Below are 22,655 nucleotides of genomic sequence, written 5' to 3'. Positions count from 1 at the left end.
TATCGATCGCCGGTAAGGGTTACCGGTGCAACCATCGCGAGTCGCATCATGCTGCAAGCCCTGCGCAACAAGATCCATGGATGGCCTGCCGCCATCGTCCTCGGTGTCTGCGTGTTTGCCGTCGCGTTCTTCGGCATCGAGTCGTATTTCGTCTCGCACGTCGACACGTACGTGGCGAAGGTAGGCGATCACGAGATCTCGCAGCAGGACTGGCAGAATCGCATGAACGAGCTGCGCCAGCAGGCGGCGCAGAATCCGCAGTCGCCGTTCACGGCGGCGGATCTCGAAAAGCCGGAACTGAAGCAGCGCGTGCTCGACGGCATGATCAGCCAGCAGCTGCTGCAGCAGGCGAACGTCGACCTCGGCCTCACGGTCGCCGATGCCAGCGTGCGCAGCGCGATCGGCAGCGATCCGGGTTTCCAGGTCAACGGCCAGTTCAGCCCCGAGGCCTATCGCGCCATCCTCTCGATGCAGGGCATGAGCCCGGGCATGTACGAGCAGAAGGTGCGCGCGTCGCTCGCGACGCAGCTCATTCCCGAGGCGATTTCGAATACCACGCTGGTCAGCGATGCCGACGTCGACGCGTTCTTCCGCCTCCGTCTCCAGCAGCGCGACCTGAGCTTCGTCGAACTGCCGCGTCCCTCGCTGACGGACGCCACGGTGTCCGATGCCGACATCGACGCGTTCTACAAGTCGCATATCGCCGACTACACGACGCCTGAGCAGGTCTCGGTGCAGTACCTCGAAGTGAAGCAGGCCGACCTCAAGGTCGGTGAACCCACCGACGAGCAGCTGCACGCCTATTACGACAAGTTCAAGCAGCGCTACGCGCAGCCCGAGCAGCGCGAGGCGTCGCACATCCTCGTCAACGTGCCCAAGAACGCCACGCCGGAGCAGCAGAAGGCCGCGCTCGACAAGGCGAAGAAGATCGCCGCCGAAGCGACGCCGGAAAACTTCGCCAGGCTCGCCGCGGAAAACTCGGACGACCTGGGTTCGAAGCGCACGGGTGGCGACCTCGGCTGGCTCGAGAAGGGCGTCGCGAACGCGGCGTTCGATACCGCGCTGTTCGGCATGAAGAAGGGCGAAGTCACGAAGGAACCCGTCCTGTCGCCGGAAGAGGGCTACCACATCATCTGGCTGCGCGACGCCCGCGAGGGTGATGCGAAGCCGTTCGCCGAAGTGCGCGGCCAGCTCGCGTCCGACTGGGCGAAGAACGAGGGCGAGCGTCTGTACAACGAGCGCGCCGGTCAGCTCGCCGATCTCACGGAGCGCAATCCGGGCTCGCTGGAGCCGGCCGCGAAGGAGCTCGGTCTCGAGATCAAGACCTCGCCGCTGTTCGGTCGCGAGGGCGGCGAGGGCATCCCGTCGGATCCGAAGTTCGCGCTGGCCGCGTTCCAGGACGACGTGCTCGCGCAGGGCAACAACTCCTCGCTCGTGCAGCTCGGCAAGGGCGACGCGGTGGTGATGCATCTGGCGAAGCACAACGCCGCCGCGCCGAAGGCCCTGGCCGATGTGAAGGACGCCGTTCGCCAGCGCATCCTCGACGAGCGCGTCGACGCGCAGGCGAAGAAGCAGGCCGAGGACATCGCCGCGCAGCTCGCCAAGGGTGGCGATGTGGCCGCGCTGGCCAAGGCGCCGGTGCGCACGCTGGCCGGTCTCGATCGCAGCAAGCTCGCGTCGATCACCGACGTGTCGCCGGCGATCCTGCAGCAGGCCTTCACGCTGCCGCATCCGGTCGACGGGAAGCCCGCCTGGACGACCGTCCAGACCGGCAACGGCACCTACGCGCTGGTCGCCGTGAACAAGGTCGTGGACGGCGATCCGTCGAAGGTCGAGAAGGCGCAGCGCGACGCGCTCCGCGGCCAGATGATGGACGCGATGGCCCAGGCCGCCACGCTCGAATACATCGAGGCGCTCAAGAAGCGTACCGAGATAAAGATCGCCCAGGACCGCATGTAACAAGAAACCCCTCTCCGGAGGGGTTTTTTCATGCGGGTCGTCCCGTGCTCCATGCGGAAGCGCATGGCCCACGACCTTTATTACAATGGGCCCTTCATTGCGTCGAAGGGACAACCCGTGATCATCCAGCCCAAGGTTCGTGGCTTCATCTGCACCACCGCTCATCCGGTCGGCTGCGCGAAGAACGTCGAAGAACAGATCGCCATCACGAAGGCCAGCGGCACGTTCGCCGCCGGTCCGAAGAATGTGCTCGTGATCGGCGCCTCGACCGGCTACGGCCTGGCCTCGCGCATCACCGCCGCGTTCGGTCATGGTGCCGCCACGCTCGGCGTGTTCTTCGAGAAGCCCTCGAGCGAGGCCAAGACCGGCACGGCCGGCTGGTACAACGCCTACGCGTTCGACAAGGCCGCACGCAAGGCGGGTCTCTTCGCGAAGTCGATCAACGGCGACGCGTTCGCGAACGAGACGCGCGCGAAGGCGATCGAGATCATCCGCGAGGAAATGGGCGGTAAGGTCGATCTCGTCGTGTATTCGCTCGCCTCGCCGGTGCGCAAGCTGCCGGAAGGCACGAAGATGGGTGAGCCCGGCACGGTGGTGCGCTCGGCGCTCAAGACCATGGGCGACACGTTCACGGCGTCCTCGGTGGACACGAACAAGAACGAAGTCGTGCAGGCCACCGTCGAGCCGGCGACGGAGCAGGAGGTCAAGGATACCGTCACCGTGATGGGTGGCGAAGACTGGGCGATGTGGATCGACGCGCTGGCCGAGGCGGGCGTGCTCGCCGAGAACGCGACGACCATCGCCTACAGCTACGTCGGCACGTCGATCACGTGGCCCATCTACTGGCACGGCACGCTCGGCCAGGCGAAGCAGCACCTCGATCGCACCGCGAAGGAGCTCGGCGAGCGTCACAAGGGGCTGCGTTCGTACGTCGGCGTTATGAAGTCCGTCGTGACGCAGGCGAGCTCGGCGATTCCGGTGATCCCGCTCTACGTCTCCATGGTGTTCAAGATCATGAAGGCGAAGGGCATCCACGAGGGCACGATCGAGCAGATCAACCGCCTGTTCCACGATCGCCTCTACCGCGCCGATGGCGCGAAGGCCGAGACCGACGCCGAAGGCCGCCTGCGCCTCGATGACTGGGAACTGCGCGACGACGTGCAGGGCGAGTGCAAGGCGCTCTGGCCGACCGTCACCACCGCGAATCTCTGGGACGTGACCGACTACGCCGGTTACAAGCACGATTTCATCAAGCTGTTCGGCTTCGAGGCGTCCGGCGTCGATTACGACGCGGACGTGAGCGCCGACGTGCAGTGGGACGTGGTGCAGCTCTGAGACGGCGACCGCGTCGGCGTCAGCGCGACGCGGTCAGCTTCAGCACCTGACCCGGCTTCACCGCCTGGGTCTGCAGGTCGTTCCATTTCATGAGCTGCTCGACGCTCACCTGATGCCGGCGAGCGATCGACCAGAGCGACTCGCCGTTGTTCACCTTGTGGACCACGAGCGGCTCGTCCGCGGCAGCGGACTTCGACTTCGAACGGGACGTCGTCTTCGCCTTCGCGACGGCGGTGTCCTTCGATGTCCTGGCCTTCTTTCCCTTCGCCGGCGCCTGCGCCGTGGTCAGTTCGTCGACGATGGGATCGGCCGGGTCGGCCACGGGATCGACGGGGCCGAGCTTGTACTGGTCGGCCGCCGATTTCGGCAACAGCAGGCTCGCGCTCACCGTGCCCGAGGTCGTCCGGAAGGCGGGATTGAAGCCGCGCAGGTCGTTCATCGACAGGCCCGACTGCTTCGCCGCCTGCGCGAGCGACTGCGGGGTGGAGACCTTCACCACCTGCAGGGCGTCGTCGCCGTCCTGGCGCGGGAGGCTGACGTTGAAACGGCCCGGGTCGCGCACGATGCAGGCGATCGCCATCAGCTTGACGAGGTGTTCCTTCGTGTTCGCCTTCATCGGCACGTCGGGCAGGCCGTCGTCGTCCGAGGGTCCGCCGTGGCGATCGATCGTCTTCTTGAGACCGAATTCGCCGGCGTTGTACGCGACGTCGACCAGGCGCCAGTCGCCCAGGTCGTCGTAGTAACGGCGCATCATGTTCATCACCGACTCGGTCGACTTCGTGATGTCGAGGCGCTCGTCGTAGTTCTTCTCCACCCGCAGGCCGAGGGTGCGCGCCGTCTGCGGCATGATCTGCCACATGCCCGCCGGCCGGTTCTTCTGGCCCGGTACGTGGCGGTACTGGCTTTCCACCCACGGAAGCAGCGCGAACTCGCCGGCGACGCTGTGCTTCATCGCCGCCTTGTGCGCGTAGACGATCAGCGGCAGCACTTCGTTGACCTGCTGCTCGAAGCGGTTGGGCATCTTCGTATAGGTGCGGGCCCAGGCCAGCACCTGCGGATCGGCCTCGCAGCCGGGCATCGCGAAGCTGTCGCGCATGCCCGACCAGAAATCCGCCTGCTGCGCTGGGCGCATCATCTTCGGCGACACCGTGACATCCTCGACGGGCGCCGGCGGCGCGACGACGGGGAGCGGGTGGGGCAGGGGCTTCGGCATGCCGGCGGCGCAGGCCGTCAGCAGCATCGGGATCAGGGTGGGCAGCAACCGGCGGGTGAAAGCATTCATGCGGCGAACGTGTCCTTGGCACGGCGGAGCGCGGCGAAGCGCTCCACCCGGTCGTCGACGTTCCCGGCCTGCGGCGCGAACCAGCGCGCGATCGCGTCGCTGTCGACGCGCAGGAAGGGATTGGTGGCGAACTCGTCGCCCAGGGTGCTCGGCACGCTCGGCCGGGCCTCCTCGCGAAGGCGCGCCACCTCGTCCCGACGGCGGCGCAGGGCATCGTTGTCCGGGTCGACGGTGAGGGCGAACCGGATGTTGGACGCGGTGTACTCGTGCGCGCAGCAGACCTTGGTCTCCGGCGGCAGGTCGGCGAAGCGATCGAGCGAGGCCAGCATCTGCGCCGGGGTGCCCTCGAACAGGCGCCCGCAGCCGACGCTGAACAGCGTGTCGCCGCAGAACAGGAATCCTTCGCCGTAATACGCCACGTGCGAGCGCGTGTGGCCCGGCACCGCGATCACGCGGAAGCTCGCCTTCGGCGATTCGAGCTCGACGATGTCGCCATCCGCGACGAAGTGGTTCTTCGGCTGGATGCGGGGGTCGTCGGTGGCGTACACCTCGACGTCGTGCTCGCGGACGAGGTCCGACACGCCGCCGATGTGATCGGCGTGATGGTGTGTCAGCAGGATCGCCCGCAGCGTCCAGCCTCGCTCCTTCAGCGCGGCTTCCACGGGGGCGGCTTCACCGGGATCCACGACGAAGGCGTTGCCCTCGTCATCGGCGACCAGCCAGATGTAGTTGTCGCTCAAAGCCGCGACGGGGACCCAATGCATCGGGCGGACTCCGTGACGAACGATTGGGCGCGAACACCCAAGGAATGGCCGCCGGGCAGTGATGCGGACCGGGCGGGGCGGCCGGACTATATCAGCCGGGTATATCTCGCTCGTTAGCAAGTCGTTAACCCATGCGCCCCCCGTTCAACCCCACTACACTCCCCGTGCATGCCGCATTTCGCCCACGACATCTACGCCACGCCGCAGATCGGCAAGCTGCTCGCCGACGAGGCGCGCGTGCTCGGCCCCCTGCTGTCCCGCTGTACCGGGGAGCACGGCCTGCACCTGACCACGTCGGCGCCGGCCGAACCGCCCGCCATTCCGCTGCTGGGCCACTGGGCGACCGTCCGGGTCGCGGGAGCGACGCTGGGCGGGGATATCCGCGCGAGTGGCCTGGAGCCGCTCCCGTTCGCCGACGAAGCGTTCGGGGTCGTCCTGCTCCGGCACGCGCTGGAAACCACGGCGCGCCAGGACAACCTCCTCGACGAGGCGATCCGCGTGCTGGCGCCCGGAGGTATGCTGGCGATCACCGGCATCCACCCCGTGGGACTCTGGTCGCCGTGGGTCGCGCGACAGAGTCGCGGTTCCCGGCCGCGCCTCACGTGGCCATGGTGGTGGAGCCAGCGCCTGGTGCGCGACGAATTCGAGCTCTCGATGCCGCGCCGCCTCGGCAGCGCCTGGCCCCGCGCCGGTGGCACCGCGATGGCGGAGTCGATCTTCGGCGGCGGTTACTTCCTCGTGGCGCGCAAAAAGCGTCCGTCGGCGGTACCCTTGCGCACCCGCGAGGTCGCCGTGCCGACCCCCATGCCCGGCACGCTCGCCTCCGGCGCGCGTCGCCATGCCCGTGAATCCATCAGCTGACCTATGACCGACACCGATACCGTTGAAGCCTTCACCGACGGCGCCTGCCTGGGTAACCCCGGCCCCGGCGGCTGGGCCGCGCTGCTGCGCGCGAAGGGCGTGGAAAAGATGCTCTCCGGCGGCGAGGCGGACACCACGAACAACCGCATGGAGATGATGGCCGCGATCTGCGCGCTCGAAGCGCTCACGCGCCGCTGCAACGTGCACCTGATGACCGATTCGAAGTACGTCATGCAGGGCGTGCAGGAGTGGGTGCCGAAATGGCGCCGCAACGGCTGGAAGACGGCCGACAAGAAGCCGGTGAAGAACCAGGACCTCTGGATCCGCCTCGACCAGGCCGCCGCGGCGCACACGGTCACGTGGGAATGGGTCAAGGGGCATAACGGCCACGTCGAGAACGAGCGCGTGGATGTCGCGGCGCGCGACCAGGCGATCATCTACAAGGCGAAGGGGAAGGTGGCATGAGGCAGATCGTCCTCGATACGGAAACCACCGGCCTCGAAGCGCACCTCGGTCACCGGCTCATCGAAATCGGCGCGGTCGAGATGATCGGCCGGCGCCCCACGGGCCGCCACTTCCACACGTACCTGAACCCCGAGCGCGCGATCGACGCGGAGGCGAGCGCGGTCACCGGCATCAAGGACGCCGACCTCGTCGACAAGCCGTTCTTCCGCGACAAGGTGGACGAGTTCATCGAGTTCATCCGCGGCGCGGAACTGATCATCCACAACGCGGCGTTCGACGTCGGCTTCATCAACGCCGAGCTGAAACGGATGGGCGACGCGTACGGCACGGTGAGCGATCACGCCACGGTGCTCGACACGCTGCTCATGGCGCGGCAGATGTATCCAGGGCAGCGCAACAGCCTCGATGCGCTGTGCAAGCGCCTCGGTGTCGACAACACGAAGCGCGACCTCCACGGCGGCCTGCTCGACGCCCAGCTGCTCGCCGAAGTCTATATCGCGATGACCTCGGGCCAGGTGACGCTCGACTTCGCCCTCGATGCGGGTGCAGACCATCGTGGCCCGAGCCATCTGGGCGAGATCGTGATCACGCGTCGACCCATCGTGCGTCGCGCGGATGCGCACGAACTCGAACTGCACACGAAACGCCTCGACGCGCTCGACAAGTCGTCGGGCGGCCAGAGCATCTGGCGCAAGCTGGAATCCGAAACGCTGCACTGACCCCGCCGCGCTCCTGTCCACGGGGGGAGCGCGCTCGCGCGCGAACAGCGCCGCTATGCCAGCGAATCGCCGATCACGCCGCCGCGCGCAGCAGGATCACCGTCACGTTGTCGCGCGCGCTGCCGCCGAGCGCCTCGAGCAGCAGATGATCCACGCTCTCCTGGGCCGCGATGTCGGTGCGCGCCACGATCTCGCCGATCCGCGCGTCGGTGATTTCGTCGGTGAGCCCGTCGGTGCACAGCAACAACCGCGCGCCGGGCGCCAGTTCGCCGCGCGCGAGGCCGATGTGCAGCTGCGCCGGCGACGTGATGCCCAGTGCCTGCGTCAGCACGCTCCGCTGCGGATGCGCACGCGCCTGCTCCTCGGTCAGCTCGCCCGACTCGACGAGCGCCTCGACGATGGAATGATCGTGCGACAGGCGGCGAAGCTCGCCATCCCAACGATAGATCCGGCTGTCGCCGACCCATGCCGCCTCGTACGAGCGACCGACGATCCGCACGGCCGCGATGGTCGTGCCCATCGGGCGCGACTCGGCCAGGCCGCTGGAACGCGCCAGCAGCGCCTCGTTCACCCGCTGGATCGCATCGACGAGCGACTGACCGGCGGACACCTGCGCCACGACGCCGTCGCGGGCCGTGGCCGAGGCCACCTCGCCGTGCCGATGCCCGCCCATGCCGTCCACCACCAGGAACAGGCCCAACGAGGCGTCGGCATAGTAGGTGTCCTCGTTGCGCGTACGGCGAAGTCCCGTATGCGTGCCATGTCCGAACTCGATCATGTGGGGCCTGGAATGCGAGGGGAAGGGCGCGGGAAGCGCCTCGATGCCCGGGCAGGATGCCCCATCAAAAGCCTGTTGTCACGGCCGTGAAGACCCACTATCATTGCGGGCCCGGCAGTGCTCAACCACTGCCGTCGACCGTTCACGGAGAGGTGGCAGAGTGGTCGAATGTACCTGACTCGAAATCAGGCGTACGTGTAAGCGTACCGTGGGTTCGAATCCCACCCTCTCCGCCAGTAAAAAACAAAAGCCCCGCAGCGATGCGGGGCTTTTGTTTTTTGCCTTCGTCTACCTGCTTGCCACGCTGAACGGCGCTCGCGGCACTACGCCTCCAGCGGGTCGTCCTCGTGCAGTTCGTCCATCCATCCACGGCGGCGATGGAACACCCATTCCACATGCTCGGAGAAGAGGACATCGATGTGGCCGCCCTGGTCCATCGCCTCGAGCCGATGGCCCGTGACGTTGCCGAGGTGGGCGGCCTGCGCTTCGTAGCCGGAGATGCCGTCCTTCCCGAGCTGGTCGAGGATGGCGCGCAGGTTGGCGTGACGGGCGTGCTGGACGGGCATGGGCGGTCGCTCGGCAAGGTAATGAGTCATCGGCGCCGCACGCCCGGACTTTAGCGGGCGGCACCGGCGTGACGGGCGTCGTGACATCGCGACCACGGCGCGGGCAGGCGGGACGGCGGAGCCTCACCTGTACCCACCGCCCGGAGATAACGCCATGAACGACACGTCCCGCGATCATCGCCCGCAATCGGGTGACCGTAACAACGACTACGTCGCGAACAACGACAAGCCGCAGCAGGAAAAGCGCGACCGGGAGATAAAGGAGGGGGAGGAGAAGATGGACGAGATCGGCAAGCGCGACGAAGGGGTCCGCTGACCCGTCTCCCGGGGCGATCGTCCGCGTCCCCTTCACATCGCCTGCGCCCCGTCTTTATCGACGTCCACCGATGGTGTGGCCGACGAGATGACGGAGGCAGTGCGATGAAAGCGGCATGGGGCGGCGTCAAACGCACGGTGATGTCGGCGGTCGACGGATTCAGCGACGACGAACTGATCACCCGCGCGGCGGCGTTGTCGTTCTACGCGGCGCTGTCGTTCGCCCCGTTGTTGCTCCTGCTCGTGTGGACCGTATCCATGCTCCATCCCGCATGGCAGGGCGAACTCTCCGAGGCGCTGGCAGGCGTCGTAGGCACCAAGGCGGCCGAGGCGCTGAATGCCGTCATCGCGAGCGCGAAGTCGCATCCGAAGCTCGGCGATATCGCCGGCATTATCGGCATCGGCGTGACGCTGTTCGGTGCGTCGGCCGTGTTCGCGCAGCTTCAGGGCACGCTGGATCGTGTCTGGCGCGTCAAGCCGAAGCCCGGTGCCGCACTGAGCGCATGGCTTCGTGCCCGTGCCCGCGCGTTCGCGTTGCTGGGTGGCATCGCGTTCATGATGATCATTTCCTTCGTCGTCAGCGCCGCCATCCAGACTCTCGTACGCGGCGACGGCACCGCGTGGAAGATCGTCGAATACGCGATCTCCGTCGTCGTCTTCATCGCCGCCTTCGCGACGATGTACAAGGTGCTGCCGGACGCCGTGATCGACTGGAACGAGGCGATCATCGGCGCCATCCTGACTACGGCGCTGTTCCTGCTGGGCAAGTACGCCATCGGCCTGTACATCCAGTACTCGGACGTCGGCGGTGCGTACGGCCCGGCGGGCGCTTTCATCGTGCTGCTGACGTGGACCTATTACTCGTCGATCATCGTGCTGCTCGGCGCCGAACTGACCCGGGGCGTCGCCGATGCGCGCGGCAAGCCCATCCGGCCCAGCGCGCATGCGGTCGAGATCGAGGCGGCGCCCGCCGAGATTTCCGCGTCGCCACGGACCGAACCGGCGGGGCATTCGTAGTATGTTGATCGCGCAGGACGGCGCCACCGCCGTCGACGGGAGCTGATGGTGCTCCAGAAGGTCACTCCGGAGCGGACCGAAGAGCCGGCCATGCGCGAGGTCCTCGATGGGCGTCGCCGGGGCCTGTCGGCCCTGCTGCCGTTCGCCGGGCCGGCGGTGGTCGTGTCGGTGGCATACATCGATCCCGGCAACTTCGCCACGAACATCCAGGCCGGCGCGCGCTACGGATACGCGCTGCTCTGGGTGGTGGTGATGGCCAACCTGGTGGCCATGCTGTTCCAGAGCCTTTCCGCGCGCCTCGGCATCGTCACGGGCTACAGCCTCGCCGAGGTGTGCCGCGAGAATCTGCCGAAGCCGCTGGTGTACGTGATGTGGGTGGTCAGCGAGCTCGCCGCCATGGCGACCGACCTGGCGGAGTTCCTCGGCGGCGCGATCGGTCTCGCCTTGCTCTTCCACCTTCCGCTGCTCGTCGGCATGGGCATCACGGCGGTGGTCACCTATGGCCTGCTGTTGCTGGAGGGGAAGGGGTATCGCCGGCTGGAGCTGACGATCGGCGCGCTGGTCGGAGTCGTCGGGCTGTCGTACCTCGCGGAACTGTTCATCGCGCCGGTCGGCTGGGCGTCGCTGGGTCGGCAGATCTTCGTGCCGAACCTGCCGGACGGCGCGGCCGTGGCCATCGCCGTCGGCATCATCGGCGCCACCGTGATGCCGCATGCGTTGTTCCTGCACTCCGGTCTCACCGAGCGCCGCGCGCGGCCGAAGACGACCGACGAACGCCGGCGCATCATCCGGCTGTCGAACCTCGAAGTGGTGCTGGCGCTGTCGGTCGCGGGTCTGATCAACCTCGCGATGGTGGTGATGGCGGCAGGCGCCTTCCACGGCAGCCATCCGGACGTGGCGAAGATCGAGACCGCCTACCAGACGCTCGTGCCGCTGCTCGGTGGGGCCGCCGCCACGATCTTCCTCATCTCGCTGATCGCCTCGGGCTTTTCCAGTTCCGTGGTGGGCACGATGGCGGGCCAGATGATCATGCAGGGCTTCGTGTCCTTCAGCATTCCGCTCTGGCTGCGTCGCGCCATCACGATGATTCCGAGCTTCGCGGTCGTCATCGCCGGTGTCGACGCGACCCGTGCCCTGGTGCTCAGCCAGATCGCGCTGAGCATCGCGTTGCCGTTCCCCATGATCGCGCTGGTCTGGTTCACCAGTCGCCGGGCGGTCATGGGGGACTTCCGCAACCGGCCGGCGGTCAGCGTCGCCGCGGTCGTCGCGGCGCTGGTCGTGCTGGCCCTCAACGTCGTGCTCCTGCTCGATACCTTCGGGGTGGTGGCGCTCTGAGGGCACGCCGGGCGGGCCGTGAAACTGCTAACCTGCGCGGTCTGACGAACCGGAGATTTTGCCCATGAGCCTCATCCAGACCCCCGTTTCCTACGGCGAGCTGATCGACAAGATCACGATCCTCCAGATCAAGCTGCAGGAGATCAAGGACGAGGCGAAGCTGGCGAACGTCCGCAACGAACTCGAGCTGCTCGACGCCACGTGGAAGAACGACTCCGCTTCCGACACGGACATCGCCGACGAAACGGCGCGCCTGCTCGCCGTGAACCAGCGCCTCTGGAAGATCGAGGACGACATCCGCCTCAAGGAAAAGGCGCAGGCCTTCGACGCCGAGTTCATCCAGCTGGCCCGTTCGGTGTACATCGAGAACGACGAGCGCGCGGCCATCAAGCGCGAGATCAACGTCAAGCTCGGTTCCACGCTGATCGAGGAGAAGTCGTACCAGGATTACCGCGCGCCGCAGGCCTGAGGCGGGCGTTTTCGTAGGAGCGCACCTGGGCGCGACAGCTGCTCGCGGCAAGCCCCCAATCGCGCCCAGGTGCGCTCCAACGACGGCATTAGCGGTTCAGCGCGAGCTTCAGGTGCGCCGAGCATGCCTCGAAGCGGTCGATCATCTCGTCGACCTGCACCAGGTCCATGACGCCGGGCTTCTCGATCTTGGTGCCCCAGGGAATCTCCGAGGCCGGCTTGCCGAAGAACTTCCGTGACGCCGCGTCGTACTTGTCGACACACCAGCGACGGTCGGAGTACGGGCCCGACCGGTCCGGGTTGCTGGCGGCATGCAGCCCGAGCACCTTTATGCCGGCCGCGTTGGCCATGTGCATCGGGCCGGAATCCGGCGTCAGGATCATGTGGCTGCGCGCGAGCAGCGCCATGAAGCGCTTGAGGGTGTCCTTGCCCGTGAGGTCCATGGGCGCCTCGCGCACGGCCGCGAGGATCGCGTCCGCCAGCGCACGCTCCGGTTCCGACGGCCCGCCCACGAGCGCCACGCGCGCACCTCGCGCCATGGCGTGGTCGATCAGCGCGGCGTAGCGTTCCACGCGCCAGTTACGGACGGTATGGCTCGACATCGGACTGACCAGCAACGTCGGCGCGTCGCCGGGAAGCTGCGCCGCGGCCCATTCGTGGGCCTCGGCCGGTACCGGAATGTCCCAGCGCACCTCGGTCTGCTTCAGGCCCAGCGGTTCGATGAAACTCGCCATGGCATCCAGCACGTGCTCACCGCTTCGTGCCGGGATCCGCTCGTTGACGAACAGGCCGTGCAGGTCCTTCGAGCGCGCGCGGTCGTAGCCGATGCGCCGATCGGCCTTCACGGCGAGGCTGAGGAGGTTGGAGCGCAGCGCGACCTGCATGTGCAGGAGGGCGTCGAAGCGGCGACCGGCCAGCGCGTCGCGGACGGCACGGACGCCGGCCTTGCCCGCGCCCTTGTCGAACGTGACGAACTCCACTCCCGGCAGATCGCCCACCAGCTTGCGCTCCAGCTTGCCGACGATCCATGTCAGACGGGTGCCGGGCGACTTTTCCTGCAAGGTGCGCACCAGCGGCACCACATGGGTGACATCACCAATGGCCGATGTCCGCATGATGCAGAGGCTGGAGTCTCCCGGCGGGAGGGGGCGGCTTGTTAGACTGGACACGATCGGATTACCGGACAGGTGGCCGCGGAAGGCGGCCGGGCAAATGACAGAGCAGCAACTGGATGCGGGTGCGGGCGGCACGATTCTGTTCGACGCCGCCCGTGCACCTCAAGTCGACGCCGACTGGTTCTCGCCCCACCGTTGGCGCGAACGCGGTGCGCTGCGCTCGCAGGCGGGTGGGCGCGGCGGGGTCGCGATCATCGGGACCCCGGCCGGCGAGGCCGTCCTGCGCCATTATCGCCGCGGCGGCATGGTCGCGCGTCTGTTTGGCGACCACTATCTGTTCATGGGCGGCCGAAGGACGCGAAGCGCGCGCGAATTCCGGCTGCTCGCCGAGCTGGCAAAGCGAGGCCTTCCGGTTCCCGCCCCGATCGCCTCGCGTTACGTTCGCCAGGGTTGGCGGTACTCCGCCGACCTCATCACCGCCCTCATCCCGGAGGCCGCCACGCTCGCCGAGCGACTAGCGGACGGCGCGTTCAACGCGACGCTCGCCGCGAAGGTGGGCGCGCTCGTGGCCGCGTTCCACCGCGAAGGGGCATGGCATGCGGACCTCAACGCGCACAACATCCTCGTCAACGGCGACGGGCTGTATCTGATCGACTTCGACCGGGGACGCCTGCGTCGGCCGTCGGCGGGCTGGCGGCGCGCCAATCTGGCGCGACTGAAACGCTCGCTGGTGAAGCTCGGCGCGCGCGATGCCGCCGGCGACACGTTCGATGCCGAATGGTGGCCCGCGCTGGAGGAACAGTACGAACGGAGCATGCGCGAATGAGCTGGAACCTGCGTTTCCTCGGTACCGGCGCCGCGCACGCGGTGGAGCTCGGTTCGTCCGCCGTGGTGCTCGAACGCGACGGCGGGCCGGTGCTGCTGGTGGATTGCGGTCCGGACACGCTGGACCGCTACATGGCCACCTACGGTGAGCCGCCACGGGCGCTGTATGTCACCCACGTGCACATGGACCACGTCGCGGGCATGGAACGGCTGTTCTTCCGCCTCTGGTTCGACGAGGCGCTGCGCGGCAAGACCCGGGTCTTCCTGCACGCGGCGCTGCTGCCCTGGCTGCAGGGTCGCGTCGCCGACTATCCGGGCGCGCTGGCGGAAGGGGGTGTGAATTATTGGGAAGCCTTCCACCTCATCCCGTGCACCCGGGGCTTCTGGCACGACGGCCTCTGGTTCGACGTCTTCCCGACCCGTCATCATGTTCAGGGCACGTCTTACGGGATCGCCCTGCGCGGCAGCTTCGTCTTCACCGGCGATACGCGGCCGGTGCCCGAGGCGCTGGCGCTGCACGGTGCCGAGGGCGAGCTGGTCGCGCACGACTGCGGCGTGATCGGCAACCCTTCCCATACGGGGGTCGACGACCTCGAACGCGAGTATCCGGACGAGGTTCGCGGGCGAATGGCGCTGTATCACTACGGGAGCGCGGAGGACGGCGAGACGCTGGTCTCGCGCGGCTACCGGATCGCGCGGCCCGGCGAGGCGCTGGCCCTGCCCGAACCGCATCCGCCGCGGCCGACGGCGGGCTGAGCGGGGCCTGGCGGGTCCGCCGCGAACGGCTGTCGCGGCCGGGTCCGCTCCCACGAAAAAGCGGCACGGCGCTTGTCTCGTTTCGGCGCTCCGGCTATCCTTCCGCTTCTTTGCCGGAACCGGAAGCCGGGAAAGAAGGATGTACCAGTGCGGAGAGGTGTCCGAGTGGTTTAAGGAGCACGCCTGGAAAGTGTGTATACGTTAATAGCGTATCGCGGGTTCGAATCCCGCCCTCTCCGCCAGTTTCACTATCTTTTATGGTGGCCCTGTCGGTCCCCCCGCGACGATAGTCCGTAAACCCCGCCAGGTCCGGAAGGAAGCAACGGTAGCGGACGATTCGGGTGCCGGGGTGTGGCTGGCAGGGTCATCGCCTTTTCGGGGCACGCTTTCGTACCCCTCCGGACCTTGGCACAATCCCCTGTCGCCTCAAGGTATACGGCATGTCCTATCAGGTCCTCGCACGCAAGTGGCGCCCGCGCAAGTTCGCCGAACTCGTGGGGCAGGAGCACGTGGTCCGCGCGCTCACCAACGCGCTCGACTCCGGGCGCATGCACCATGCCTATCTTTTCACCGGCACGCGCGGCGTCGGCAAGACGACGATCGCGCGCATCTTCGCCAAGTCGCTCAACTGCGAGCGCGGTGAATCGGCCGATCCCTGCGGCGAGTGCGCCGTCTGCACCGCCGTGGACGCCGGTCGCTTCGTCGATCTGCTCGAGATCGACGCGGCGAGCAACACCGGCGTCGACGACGTGCGCGAAGTCATCGAGAACGCGCAGTACGCGCCGTCGCGGGGGCGCTTCAAGGTGTACCTCGTCGACGAGGTGCACATGCTGTCGAAGCCGGCGTTCAACGCGCTGCTGAAGACGCTCGAAGAGCCGCCGCCGCACGTGAAGTTCCTGCTCGCCACCACCGACCCGCAGAAGCTGCCGGTGACGGTGCTGTCGCGCTGCCTGAAGTTCAACCTGAAGCGACTTCTGCCCGAACAGATCTCCGGCCAGATGCGCCACATCCTCGGCGCCGAAGCCATCGAGTACGAAGAAGAGGCCATCGGCGAACTCGCGCACGGTGCCGACGGTTCGTTGCGCGACGGCCTCTCGCTGCTCGACCAGGCCATCGCCTACGGCGGTGGCTCGCTGCGCGCCGCGGACGTCCGCGCCATGCTCGGCAGCGTCGAGCGCGGCCAGGTGCTCGGCGTGCTCGACGCGCTCGCCTCGGGCGACGGCGCGGCGTTGATGGCCGAAGCGGATCGCATCGCTTCGTTCTCGCCCGATTTCGGCGGCGTGCTCGACGACCTGGCGACCGTGCTGCATCGCGTCCAGCTGATCCAGCTCGTGCCGGGCTATCGTGGCGAGGAGAGCGACGCTGGCCTCGCGGCGCTGGCCGAGCGCTTCGCGCCGGAAGACGTGCAGCTGTATTACCAGATCGCCACCAACGGCCGTCGCGAGTTGCCGATGGCGCCCGACGCACGCATCGGCTTCGAGATGGTGCTGCTGCGCATGCACGCGTTCCGACCGGCAGAGGCCGGGCAGGGCGCTTCCGCGCCACGGTCCGCCGCCGCTCCGTCGCAGCCCGCGCCGGCCCGGCCGGTGGCCGCTCCCGCCGCCGCGGCACCCGCGCCGGCACCGCGGGCGCAGGCCACCGCTCCGGCGCCCGCGCCCGCTCCGCCGCCGGCTCCGGTCCCGGCGCCGGCGGCGCAGCGCCCGCTCTCCGTCGGCGCGAACGGCCTGCCGGACTGGCACGAGATCGTGGAGCGCGCCAACCTGCGCGGCCCGATCGGCCAGCTGGCGCAGAACTGCTCGCTGCGCGAGATGGACGGTGAAGGCATGGTGCTGGCGCTGACGCCTTCGCACATGCACCTGGCCGTGGAACCGCTCACCAGCCAGATGGAAGAAAAGGTCTCGCAGGCGCTCGGCCGCCGCGTGCGCTTCCGCTTCGTGGCGGACCGGGGCAACCTCGGTACCCCCGCCGAGCGTCGCGCGCAGGCGCAGAGCGACCTGCAGGCCAACGCGGAGGCTTCGATGGAAGCCGATCCGCTCGTACAGACGCTCAAGCGTGAATTCGACGCGCGCGTCATCCCGCAATCGATCAAACCCGTGGAGCCAGGAACGTGAAAGGTCAAATCGGTCAGCTGATGCAGCAGGCCCAGCGCATGCAGGACGAAATGAAGCGTGCGCAGGACGAACTCGCCAAGACGGAAATCACCGGCAGCGCCGGCGGTGGCCTCGTCACCGTGACGATGACGGGCGGCCACGAGGTGCGCGCGGTGCACATCGATCGCCAGGCGTTCGCCGACGATCCGGAGATGGCGGAAGACCTCGTCGCCGCGGCCGTGAACGACGCGGTGAACAAGATCGCCGAAATGAGCCGCACCCGCCTCGGCGGCGTCACCGCGGGGCTGAATCTGCCCCCCGGTTTCAAGATGCCGTTCTGACGGCTGACCGCCACCCACGATGAGCAACGGCTCCCGCCTCCTCGGTGAATTGATCGACGCGCTGCGCTGCCTCCCCGGCGTCGGCGCGAAGAGCGCGCAGCGCATGGCCTTCCATCTGCTCGAACGCGAGCGGCAGGGTGGCCTGCGCCTGGCGTCGGCACTGGAATCCGCCATGCGCGACGTCGGCAACTGCACCCGCTGCCGGAATTTCAGCGAGACGCCCGTGTGCACGCTGTGCGCGGCCGCCAGCCGCGACAAGCAGGTGCTCTGCGTCGTCGAGTCGCCCTCCGACCTGGCGGCGATCGAGCAGGCCACCGGTTATCGCGGCCATTATTTCGTGCTGCTCGGCCGCCTGTCGCCGCTCGACGGCCTGGGTCCCGACGAGCTCGGCCTTCCGCTCCTGGCCGAGCGGCTGGGGGAGGGCGAGGTCGAGGAAATGATCATCGCGACCAACCCCACCGTCGAAGGCGAGGCCACCGCGCATTACATCGGCCAGCTTGCCAGGGCGGCGGGAATTCGCGCCACGCGCCTCGCGCACGGCGTGCCGCTGGGCGGCGAGCTGGAGTTCGTCGACCGGGGCACGCTCGCCCACGCGTTCGGCAGCCGGCAATCGCTCGGCTAACCATGCAAGGAAACCTTCGATGACCGACACCATCTTCGCGAAGATCGTGCGCCGCGAGATCCCGGCCGACATCGTCTACGAGGACGACGACGTGCTCGCCTTCCGCGACCTCAATCCGCAGGCACCGGTGCACGTGCTGTTCATTCCCAAGCGCGCGATCGCGACGCTGGATGACGCCCGGCCCGACGACGCGACCCTGCTGGGCAAGCTGCTCCTCGCCGCGGCGGCGTATGCGCGCGCCCAGGGATTCGCGAACGACGGCTACCGCACGGTGATCAACACCAACGGCCATGGCGGCCAGACCGTGTTCCACATTCATGTGCATCTTTTGGCGGGACGACAAATGACCTGGCCGCCGGGCTGAAATCCGACCGAGCGTTCCATCGCGGCCAGGTCCGCTCCAACGAAAAAAAGCCGGCTTTCGCCGGCTTTTTCTTTTCCCTTAGCGAGCCCGCGGTGGCGGGTGCGGCACGGGACGCGGCACGATGATCGTGCGCGGGCGGTACCAGAACGGGTCGCCCCACGGACCATAGCCGTACGGGCCCCAACCCGGACCCCAGCCCGGACCCCAGAACGGGTCGTAGAAACCTGGCGGGTAACGCGTCACCGGGACGCGCTTGGGCCACAGGTAGACGACATCGGCCTCGACGCGCGGATAGGCGTAATCGAAGTCGCCGACCTTCTGGGTGACGGCGCCATGCAGCGTGCCGGTCACCGTGATCTCGCGACCGCGCGTGAACACTTCTGGATCGTAGAAGCCGTCGCGGCAGGCGACGAAGCGCCCCTGCGTTTCGTTCTTGCTGGCGGTCGGGCGCGCCTCGCTGTCCAGCGGCTCGGACAGGACGAAGAAGCAGGTCTGCTGCGGACCCGGCTCGGTCTTGATGATCTCGCCACCCCAGCGCACCTTCGCCCCCGGCGCGCCGCCCTGCTGGGCCCCGGCGGTGGAAACGTCGTTGAACTGGCCCTGCAACGGTTGGGGCACCGTGGCGCATGCGCCGAGCGCGAGTGTCGCGGCGGCGAGGACCAGCGGTTTATACATCGACATGTCACGTCTCCTTCAGGTGCCGGGCACGGCCGACACCATGCTCTTATTTGACCACGCGGCGCGGCTTTAATTCCTTCACCGCACGCCCGAATTCGGCGACCGATTCAGGCGGCGGTTCGTCATGCCCGTAACGCGACCGCAAGTAAAGCCCGCTCAACCTTTCCAGTGCATTTCTATGTCCGGGCAACGCGCGCGCCGCGCGTGCCAGATAGTGCTTCGGTCCTTCACCCGCCCGGCGCAAGACGCCGGCCCGAGCAAGTTTCCGCTGTAGACGTCTCATCCACGCATCCAGGGCATCGCCTTCACGCCGCTGGAACAGCGCCCAGCCCAGCGCGGCGGCGGCCAGCAGCGCGCACCCGATCGCGAACACGAGGGCGAGGTCGGATACCTCGGCGCGGGGCACGCCGAACGGTTGCAGCAATCCCTGCTGGCGCAACGCATCGAAACCGATAACGCCCTGGTTCCACCATTGGTTGACGATGTCCCAGCGATTGCGCAGGTCGCGCAGCCAGGCCATGTCGAACAGGCCGTCGCCCGCGCCGTGACCCGCCGCGGCGGCGGCCGCGCCCAGTTGCACGCGTTCGGGTCGCACCGCGCCCGTCGGATCGAAGCGGACCCATCCCCGGCCATCGAGCCACACCTCCGACCACGCATGGGCATCCGAGTGTCGAACGAGAAGGTACCTGCCGGACGCGTTCCAGTAGCCGCCCTGATATCCGGTGACCACGCGTGCCGGCAGTCCGGCCGCGCGCATCAGGAACGTGAAGGACGAGGCGAAGTGCTCGCAGTAGCCTTCGCGCGTGCCGAACAGGAAATCGTCGATGCGGTCGCGTCCGAGGGGTGGGGCGGCGAGCGAGTACGAGAAGTCGTCGTGGAAAAGCGCCAGTGCCGCGGCGGCGATCGCCGCGTGATCGCTGCCGTAGCGCTGCGCCCAGGACGCGGCCAGCGCGCGCGCGCGGGGTCCCGTCTTCGGGGGCAGCCTGAGGTTCTCGGCGCGAACGCCCTCGTCGAGCGACGCCTCCAGTCGATACGCCGTGGCGGCCGTCGCGCTGAAGGCCAGCGTTTCATCGATCGGGCGATCGGCGACGGCGGTCTGATCGGGCCGGATGCGAACGCCGGGCGGCGCCGAGAGCGGGAGGTCGAGCATCGGCACGACTCGGTCGTGGGTCGGCTCCAGCGACGCCTGGTAGCGGATCGTCCGTGCGGTCTCGACGAGCGCCGGCGGTCGCCGCGTGCCGCGGAACGAGGGACGCCACGCGGTGCCGTCGAAGACCTGCATCGTGAAGGCGCGGAAGTAGCGCGCGCCCGGCGGCAGCGTTCCGCCGTCGACCGTCACCCGCATCGCGGGCGTGTCGTCGGTCATGATGTCGAGCATCTCGCCGGGCGACAGCTGGTTCGACAGCCCGACCTTCGCCTGGTTGTCCTGCGGCGTGCCCCACAGCGGGGAACTGAGGCGCGGCACGAACAGGAACGCGAACAACGAAAGCGGGACGGCCGCCAGCAGCGCGATCAGCACCGGCGTGAATTCGCGCGACCAGGGCGTCGATTGCGGATCGATCTCCTCGAGCGAGCGCAGGGTCGCCAGCGCCGGCACGATGCCGAGGCTGACCACGACCGTCGCGACCAGGCCCTGATCGAAGAGCAGGGCGCTCATGAGGGCGAAGCAGGCGAACGCCACGCCCACGCGCGCGTCGCGCCGGTGCTCGCTTTCCAGAAGCTTCAGCACGAGCAGGCCCACGGCGAACGCGCTGCCGGGTTCGCGCCCGAACAACGTGCCGTTCTGCGCGATCACGGCGCCGAGCAGCAGGCCGATCAACGGCAGCTTCAGCCAGGTGGGCGCATTGCGTCCGCCGCGGCGGCGTTGCCACCAGCGGGCGCCGAGCAGCACCGCGAGGGAGAGCGTCAGCCACCACGGCAGGTGCGTCGCGTGCACCAGCACGACGAAGGCCATCGTCACGGCCAGAAGGTCGAATGAGCGCCGCGCGAGGAGGGGATCGGCGACGGTCGCGACGGAGCGGCGGAAGCCCGTCATGGCCGGAGCGCCAGTGCGGTCATGCAGCGGTGGTAATGCTCGTCGCCCTGCGCGATGTCGAAATAGCCGTCGGGGAGTCGCAGGCTCCAGCGACGACCGGATTCCCGCGCCTCGTCGACCCAGCGCGCGAGCCGCGCGATGCGCGATTCGTCGTCGAGTCCATGCATGCCGTCCCAGTCGAGCCGCCAGTCTTCCTGCGGCGCGGGTTGCTCGAGGTCCTTCACCAGCAGGCCATGATGGCGGGCGCTGAGCTTCCAGGCGATCTGCCGTCGCGGATCGCCCGGCCGGTATTCGCGCAGCGCGGCGAGTTCGTCGCCGGGACGGGGACGGCCACGGTCCGCGTCGCCCTCAGGCTCGTACGGCTTGGGGCCGAGCGCTTCCGGGCGGGGGTAGACGAGCACGGCGCGGTCGGGGTTCAGCCAGCTCCACGCGCGGAACATGCCGAACGGCCAGCGGCTGTGGACGCGCATACGGGGCAGGTCGAGCCAGCCGCGGAACTCCGTGGGCAGGTCGAATTCGATCGTGGTCGAGCGTCCGCCCGGCACGGCGAAGACGAACTCGCGTTGCGCCACGTCGAGTCGTACGGCCATCCGGTCGCGCTGGCTCGCGCCGATGTCGAGGGACACGCGGATCGTTTCGCCGGCACGCGCCGTGCCTGCGCGGAGGCCGCCGATCGTCAGGCCATTGAGCACGCGGAACGCGACGAGCATGCTGCCGGCGGTCGAGGCACCCAGCAGGCAGGTGAGCACGAGCGCCGCGTTGTTCGAATAATTCAGCGAGCCGACCAGCATGACGGCAAGCAGGATCGCGAAGCCGACCCCGAACGCCGTGGGGACGATGTAGATGCGGCGCCGGTGCAGGAGAATCGGTAGCGGCTCCCGCTGGCGCAGACGGGTGAGCGAGGGCAGGCGCCGCTCCGCCCAGGCGACGACGCGCTGCGCGCTGGCGAGCATCAGGGTACCGGCGTTTCGGCCAGGATCGCGCGCGCGATCGCTTCTCGGTGGCTTCCACGCGCGGGCACGAGTCGATGCGCCGCGGCGGGGACGAACACGGTCTGCAAGTCTTCCGGAATCACGTAATCGCGGCCGCTGACCAGCGCCCAGGCACGCGCCGCCGCGAGCAGCGCGAGTCCCGCGCGCGGCGACAGGCCGACCCGCACCTCGTTGTGCTTGCGGCTCGCGGCGAGCAGCGCCTGGAGGTAGTCGAGCAGGGTGCCGCTGGTCGTCACGGACTGGGCCGCGGCATGCAGTTGTCCGATCGCCGCCATGTCGAGGCGAGGCGAGAGACCGGCCATCATGTCCCGACGGTCCTCGCCCGTGAGCAGCGCACGTTCCGCGGCCGGGTCCGGGTAGTCGAGGCTCAGGCGCAGCATGAATCGGTCGAGCTGCGAATCCGGCAGGGGGAACGTGCCGGCGAGATCCAGCGGATTCTGCGTCGCGACGACGAAGAAAGGCTTCGGCAGTTCGTGCGTCGTGCCGTCGACGGTCGTCTGGCCTTCGGCCATGGCCTCGAGCAGCGCGCTCTGCGATTTCGGCGTCGCACGGTTGATCTCGTCGGCGAGCAGGAGGCTGGTGAAGATCGGGCCGGGATGGAAGCGGAACTCGCCGGTCTCGCGCTCGTAGACGCTGACTCCGATAATGTCGGAAGGCAGGAGGTCGCTGGTGAACTGGATGCGCTGGAAATCGAGATCGAACGTCGCGGCGAGCGCGTGCGCGAGCGTGGTCTTGCCCACGCCGGGCACGTCTTCGAGCAGCAGGTGGCCGCCCGCGATCAGGCAGGTGAAGGCGAGCTTCACCTGGCGCGGCTTGCCCAGCAGCACGCCGTTGACCTGCGCGAGCGCGGCGTCGAGGCGGTGCTTCAGCATTTCATCGTGGAGCGGATTCGGCGCGGACATGAGCGATGCGTTTGCCCCCCGGCGTGGCCATGTCGATGGTTGAGCGTTCGAGTGTAGCCGCGCGCGCGCGT

At 68.1% G+C, this 22,655-nt stretch carries 24 protein-coding genes, 2 tRNA genes and 1 other RNA gene; 18 read left to right on the top strand and 9 right to left on the bottom strand.

Annotated elements, in window-relative coordinates; translation table 11 throughout:
- Positions 1–48: 48 nt before the first annotated feature.
- Together BMY69_RS10080 and fabV are read left to right on the top strand one after the other, a co-directional pair.
- The gene (locus tag BMY69_RS10080) at positions 49–1,959 is read left to right on the top strand and encodes a SurA N-terminal domain-containing protein (protein WP_090177685.1); all 1,911 of its coding nucleotides are present in this window, start codon (positions 49–51) and stop codon (positions 1,957–1,959) included.
- A gap of 117 nt (positions 1,960–2,076) precedes the next feature.
- A complete protein-coding gene (gene fabV, locus BMY69_RS10075) occupies positions 2,077–3,294 on the top strand; it encodes an enoyl-ACP reductase FabV (protein WP_090178431.1) in 1,218 nt (405 codons plus the stop codon).
- 19 nt (positions 3,295–3,313) lie between these two features.
- On the opposite strand, the gene BMY69_RS10070 is transcribed toward fabV, so the two are convergent.
- Positions 3,314–4,576: a transglycosylase SLT domain-containing protein gene (locus BMY69_RS10070; protein ID WP_090177682.1), complete on the bottom strand. Its 1,263-nt coding sequence runs from the start codon at positions 4,574–4,576 to the stop codon at positions 3,314–3,316.
- On the bottom strand, positions 4,573–5,340 hold the full coding sequence (gene gloB, locus BMY69_RS10065) for a hydroxyacylglutathione hydrolase (RefSeq protein WP_090177680.1): 768 nt from the start codon (positions 5,338–5,340) through the stop codon (positions 4,573–4,575). The genes BMY69_RS10070 and gloB overlap by 4 nt, the downstream gene beginning before the upstream one ends.
- Positions 5,341–5,508: 168 nt before the next feature.
- On the opposite strand from gloB, the gene BMY69_RS10060 reads away from it, so the two are divergent.
- Genes BMY69_RS10060 through dnaQ form a run of 3 tightly spaced genes read left to right on the top strand, consistent with a single transcriptional unit; the run spans position 5,509 to position 7,385 of the window.
- The gene (locus BMY69_RS10060) at positions 5,509–6,201 is read left to right on the top strand and encodes a methyltransferase domain-containing protein (protein ID WP_090054247.1); all 693 of its coding nucleotides are present in this window, start codon (positions 5,509–5,511) and stop codon (positions 6,199–6,201) included.
- A gap of 3 nt (positions 6,202–6,204) precedes the next feature.
- Positions 6,205–6,666: a ribonuclease HI gene (gene rnhA, locus BMY69_RS10055; protein ID WP_090054245.1), complete on the top strand. Its 462-nt coding sequence runs from the start codon at positions 6,205–6,207 to the stop codon at positions 6,664–6,666.
- Positions 6,663–7,385 carry a DNA polymerase III subunit epsilon gene (dnaQ, locus tag BMY69_RS10050; RefSeq protein ID WP_090177678.1) on the top strand — a complete coding sequence of 241 codons (723 nt, stop codon included), beginning with the start codon at positions 6,663–6,665 and terminating at the stop codon, positions 7,383–7,385. The genes rnhA and dnaQ overlap by 4 nt, the downstream gene beginning before the upstream one ends.
- A 73-nt stretch (positions 7,386–7,458) precedes the next feature.
- Here dnaQ and BMY69_RS10045 read toward each other — a convergent pair whose 3' ends face one another.
- Positions 7,459–8,163: a PP2C family protein-serine/threonine phosphatase gene (locus BMY69_RS10045; RefSeq protein ID WP_090177675.1), complete on the bottom strand. Its 705-nt coding sequence runs from the start codon at positions 8,161–8,163 to the stop codon at positions 7,459–7,461.
- A gap of 146 nt (positions 8,164–8,309) precedes the next feature.
- Here BMY69_RS10045 and BMY69_RS10040 point away from each other — a divergent pair.
- Positions 8,310–8,399, top strand: a tRNA-Ser gene (locus BMY69_RS10040).
- An 87-nt stretch (positions 8,400–8,486) separates the two neighbouring features.
- Here BMY69_RS10040 and BMY69_RS10035 read toward each other — a convergent pair.
- Positions 8,487–8,729: a hypothetical protein gene (locus BMY69_RS10035; RefSeq protein WP_090177673.1), complete on the bottom strand. Its 243-nt coding sequence runs from the start codon at positions 8,727–8,729 to the stop codon at positions 8,487–8,489.
- A gap of 154 nt (positions 8,730–8,883) precedes the next feature.
- On the opposite strand from BMY69_RS10035, the gene BMY69_RS19660 reads away from it, so the two are divergent.
- The 4 genes from BMY69_RS19660 (at position 8,884) to BMY69_RS10020 (ending at position 11,865) form a co-directional block, all read left to right on the top strand.
- On the top strand, positions 8,884–9,045 hold the full coding sequence (locus tag BMY69_RS19660; RefSeq protein ID WP_177191135.1) for a hypothetical protein: 162 nt from the start codon (positions 8,884–8,886) through the stop codon (positions 9,043–9,045).
- A 104-nt stretch (positions 9,046–9,149) separates the two neighbouring features.
- A complete protein-coding gene (locus BMY69_RS10030) occupies positions 9,150–10,061 on the top strand; it encodes a YihY/virulence factor BrkB family protein (protein ID WP_255364521.1) in 912 nt (303 codons plus the stop codon).
- 45 nt (positions 10,062–10,106) lie between these two features.
- Positions 10,107–11,396 (top strand): Nramp family divalent metal transporter, encoded by a 1,290-nt coding sequence (locus tag BMY69_RS10025; protein WP_090177671.1) that lies wholly within the window; start codon positions 10,107–10,109, stop codon positions 11,394–11,396.
- 64 nt (positions 11,397–11,460) lie between these two features.
- Entirely contained in the window at positions 11,461–11,865 is a 405-nt protein-coding gene (locus BMY69_RS10020; protein WP_090054235.1) for a DUF6165 family protein, read from the top strand.
- A gap of 88 nt (positions 11,866–11,953) precedes the next feature.
- On the opposite strand, the gene BMY69_RS10015 is transcribed toward BMY69_RS10020, so the two are convergent.
- A complete protein-coding gene (locus BMY69_RS10015; RefSeq protein WP_090054233.1) occupies positions 11,954–12,979 on the bottom strand; it encodes a glycosyltransferase family 9 protein in 1,026 nt (341 codons plus the stop codon).
- A 97-nt stretch (positions 12,980–13,076) separates the two neighbouring features.
- On the opposite strand from BMY69_RS10015, the gene BMY69_RS10010 reads away from it, so the two are divergent.
- The 8 genes from BMY69_RS10010 to BMY69_RS09975 all read left to right on the top strand — a co-directional run bounded on the left by BMY69_RS10010 (position 13,077) and on the right by BMY69_RS09975 (position 17,977).
- Positions 13,077–13,805: a 3-deoxy-D-manno-octulosonic acid kinase gene (locus tag BMY69_RS10010; RefSeq protein ID WP_090177669.1), complete on the top strand. Its 729-nt coding sequence runs from the start codon at positions 13,077–13,079 to the stop codon at positions 13,803–13,805.
- The gene (locus tag BMY69_RS10005) at positions 13,802–14,560 is read left to right on the top strand and encodes an MBL fold metallo-hydrolase (RefSeq protein ID WP_090177666.1); all 759 of its coding nucleotides are present in this window, start codon (positions 13,802–13,804) and stop codon (positions 14,558–14,560) included. Before BMY69_RS10010 ends, BMY69_RS10005 begins: the two co-directional genes overlap by 4 nt.
- 151 nt (positions 14,561–14,711) lie before the next feature.
- Positions 14,712–14,802, top strand: a tRNA-Ser gene (locus tag BMY69_RS10000).
- A gap of 25 nt (positions 14,803–14,827) precedes the next feature.
- Positions 14,828–14,924: signal recognition particle sRNA small type (gene ffs / locus BMY69_RS09995), an RNA gene on the top strand.
- Between the two features lie 76 nt (positions 14,925–15,000).
- Positions 15,001–16,671, top strand: coding sequence for a DNA polymerase III subunit gamma/tau (gene dnaX / locus BMY69_RS09990; protein WP_090177663.1), 1,671 nt, complete (start codon positions 15,001–15,003; stop codon positions 16,669–16,671).
- The gene (locus BMY69_RS09985) at positions 16,668–16,991 is read left to right on the top strand and encodes a YbaB/EbfC family nucleoid-associated protein (protein ID WP_090054226.1); all 324 of its coding nucleotides are present in this window, start codon (positions 16,668–16,670) and stop codon (positions 16,989–16,991) included. The genes dnaX and BMY69_RS09985 overlap by 4 nt, the downstream gene beginning before the upstream one ends.
- A gap of 19 nt (positions 16,992–17,010) precedes the next feature.
- On the top strand, positions 17,011–17,613 hold the full coding sequence (gene recR / locus BMY69_RS09980; RefSeq protein WP_090054224.1) for a recombination mediator RecR: 603 nt from the start codon (positions 17,011–17,013) through the stop codon (positions 17,611–17,613).
- Positions 17,614–17,632: 19 nt separating this feature from the next.
- Positions 17,633–17,977 carry a histidine triad nucleotide-binding protein gene (locus BMY69_RS09975; RefSeq protein ID WP_090177660.1) on the top strand — a complete coding sequence of 115 codons (345 nt, stop codon included), beginning with the start codon at positions 17,633–17,635 and terminating at the stop codon, positions 17,975–17,977.
- A 78-nt stretch (positions 17,978–18,055) separates the two neighbouring features.
- On the opposite strand, the gene BMY69_RS09970 is transcribed toward BMY69_RS09975, so the two are convergent.
- The 4 genes from BMY69_RS09970 to BMY69_RS09955 are packed head-to-tail and all read right to left on the bottom strand — an operon-like array spanning position 18,056 to position 22,584.
- The gene (locus tag BMY69_RS09970) at positions 18,056–18,658 is read right to left on the bottom strand and encodes a Slp family lipoprotein (protein ID WP_090177658.1); all 603 of its coding nucleotides are present in this window, start codon (positions 18,656–18,658) and stop codon (positions 18,056–18,058) included.
- 43 nt (positions 18,659–18,701) lie between these two features.
- Positions 18,702–20,690 carry a transglutaminase TgpA family protein gene (locus BMY69_RS09965; protein ID WP_090177655.1) on the bottom strand — a complete coding sequence of 663 codons (1,989 nt, stop codon included), beginning with the start codon at positions 20,688–20,690 and terminating at the stop codon, positions 18,702–18,704.
- Positions 20,687–21,643 (bottom strand): DUF58 domain-containing protein, encoded by a 957-nt coding sequence (locus tag BMY69_RS09960; protein WP_090177652.1) that lies wholly within the window; start codon positions 21,641–21,643, stop codon positions 20,687–20,689. Before BMY69_RS09960 ends, BMY69_RS09965 begins: the two co-directional genes overlap by 4 nt.
- Positions 21,643–22,584: an AAA family ATPase gene (locus BMY69_RS09955; protein ID WP_090177651.1), complete on the bottom strand. Its 942-nt coding sequence runs from the start codon at positions 22,582–22,584 to the stop codon at positions 21,643–21,645. The genes BMY69_RS09960 and BMY69_RS09955 overlap by 1 nt, the downstream gene beginning before the upstream one ends.
- Positions 22,585–22,655 lie beyond the last annotated feature (71 nt).

The sequence above is a fragment of the Luteibacter sp. UNC138MFCol5.1 genome, assembly GCF_900110505.1.
In the GTDB taxonomy this organism is placed as follows: Bacteria; Pseudomonadota; Gammaproteobacteria; order Xanthomonadales; family Rhodanobacteraceae; genus Luteibacter.
This window is presented reverse-complemented; position numbering and strand designations above follow the sequence as displayed.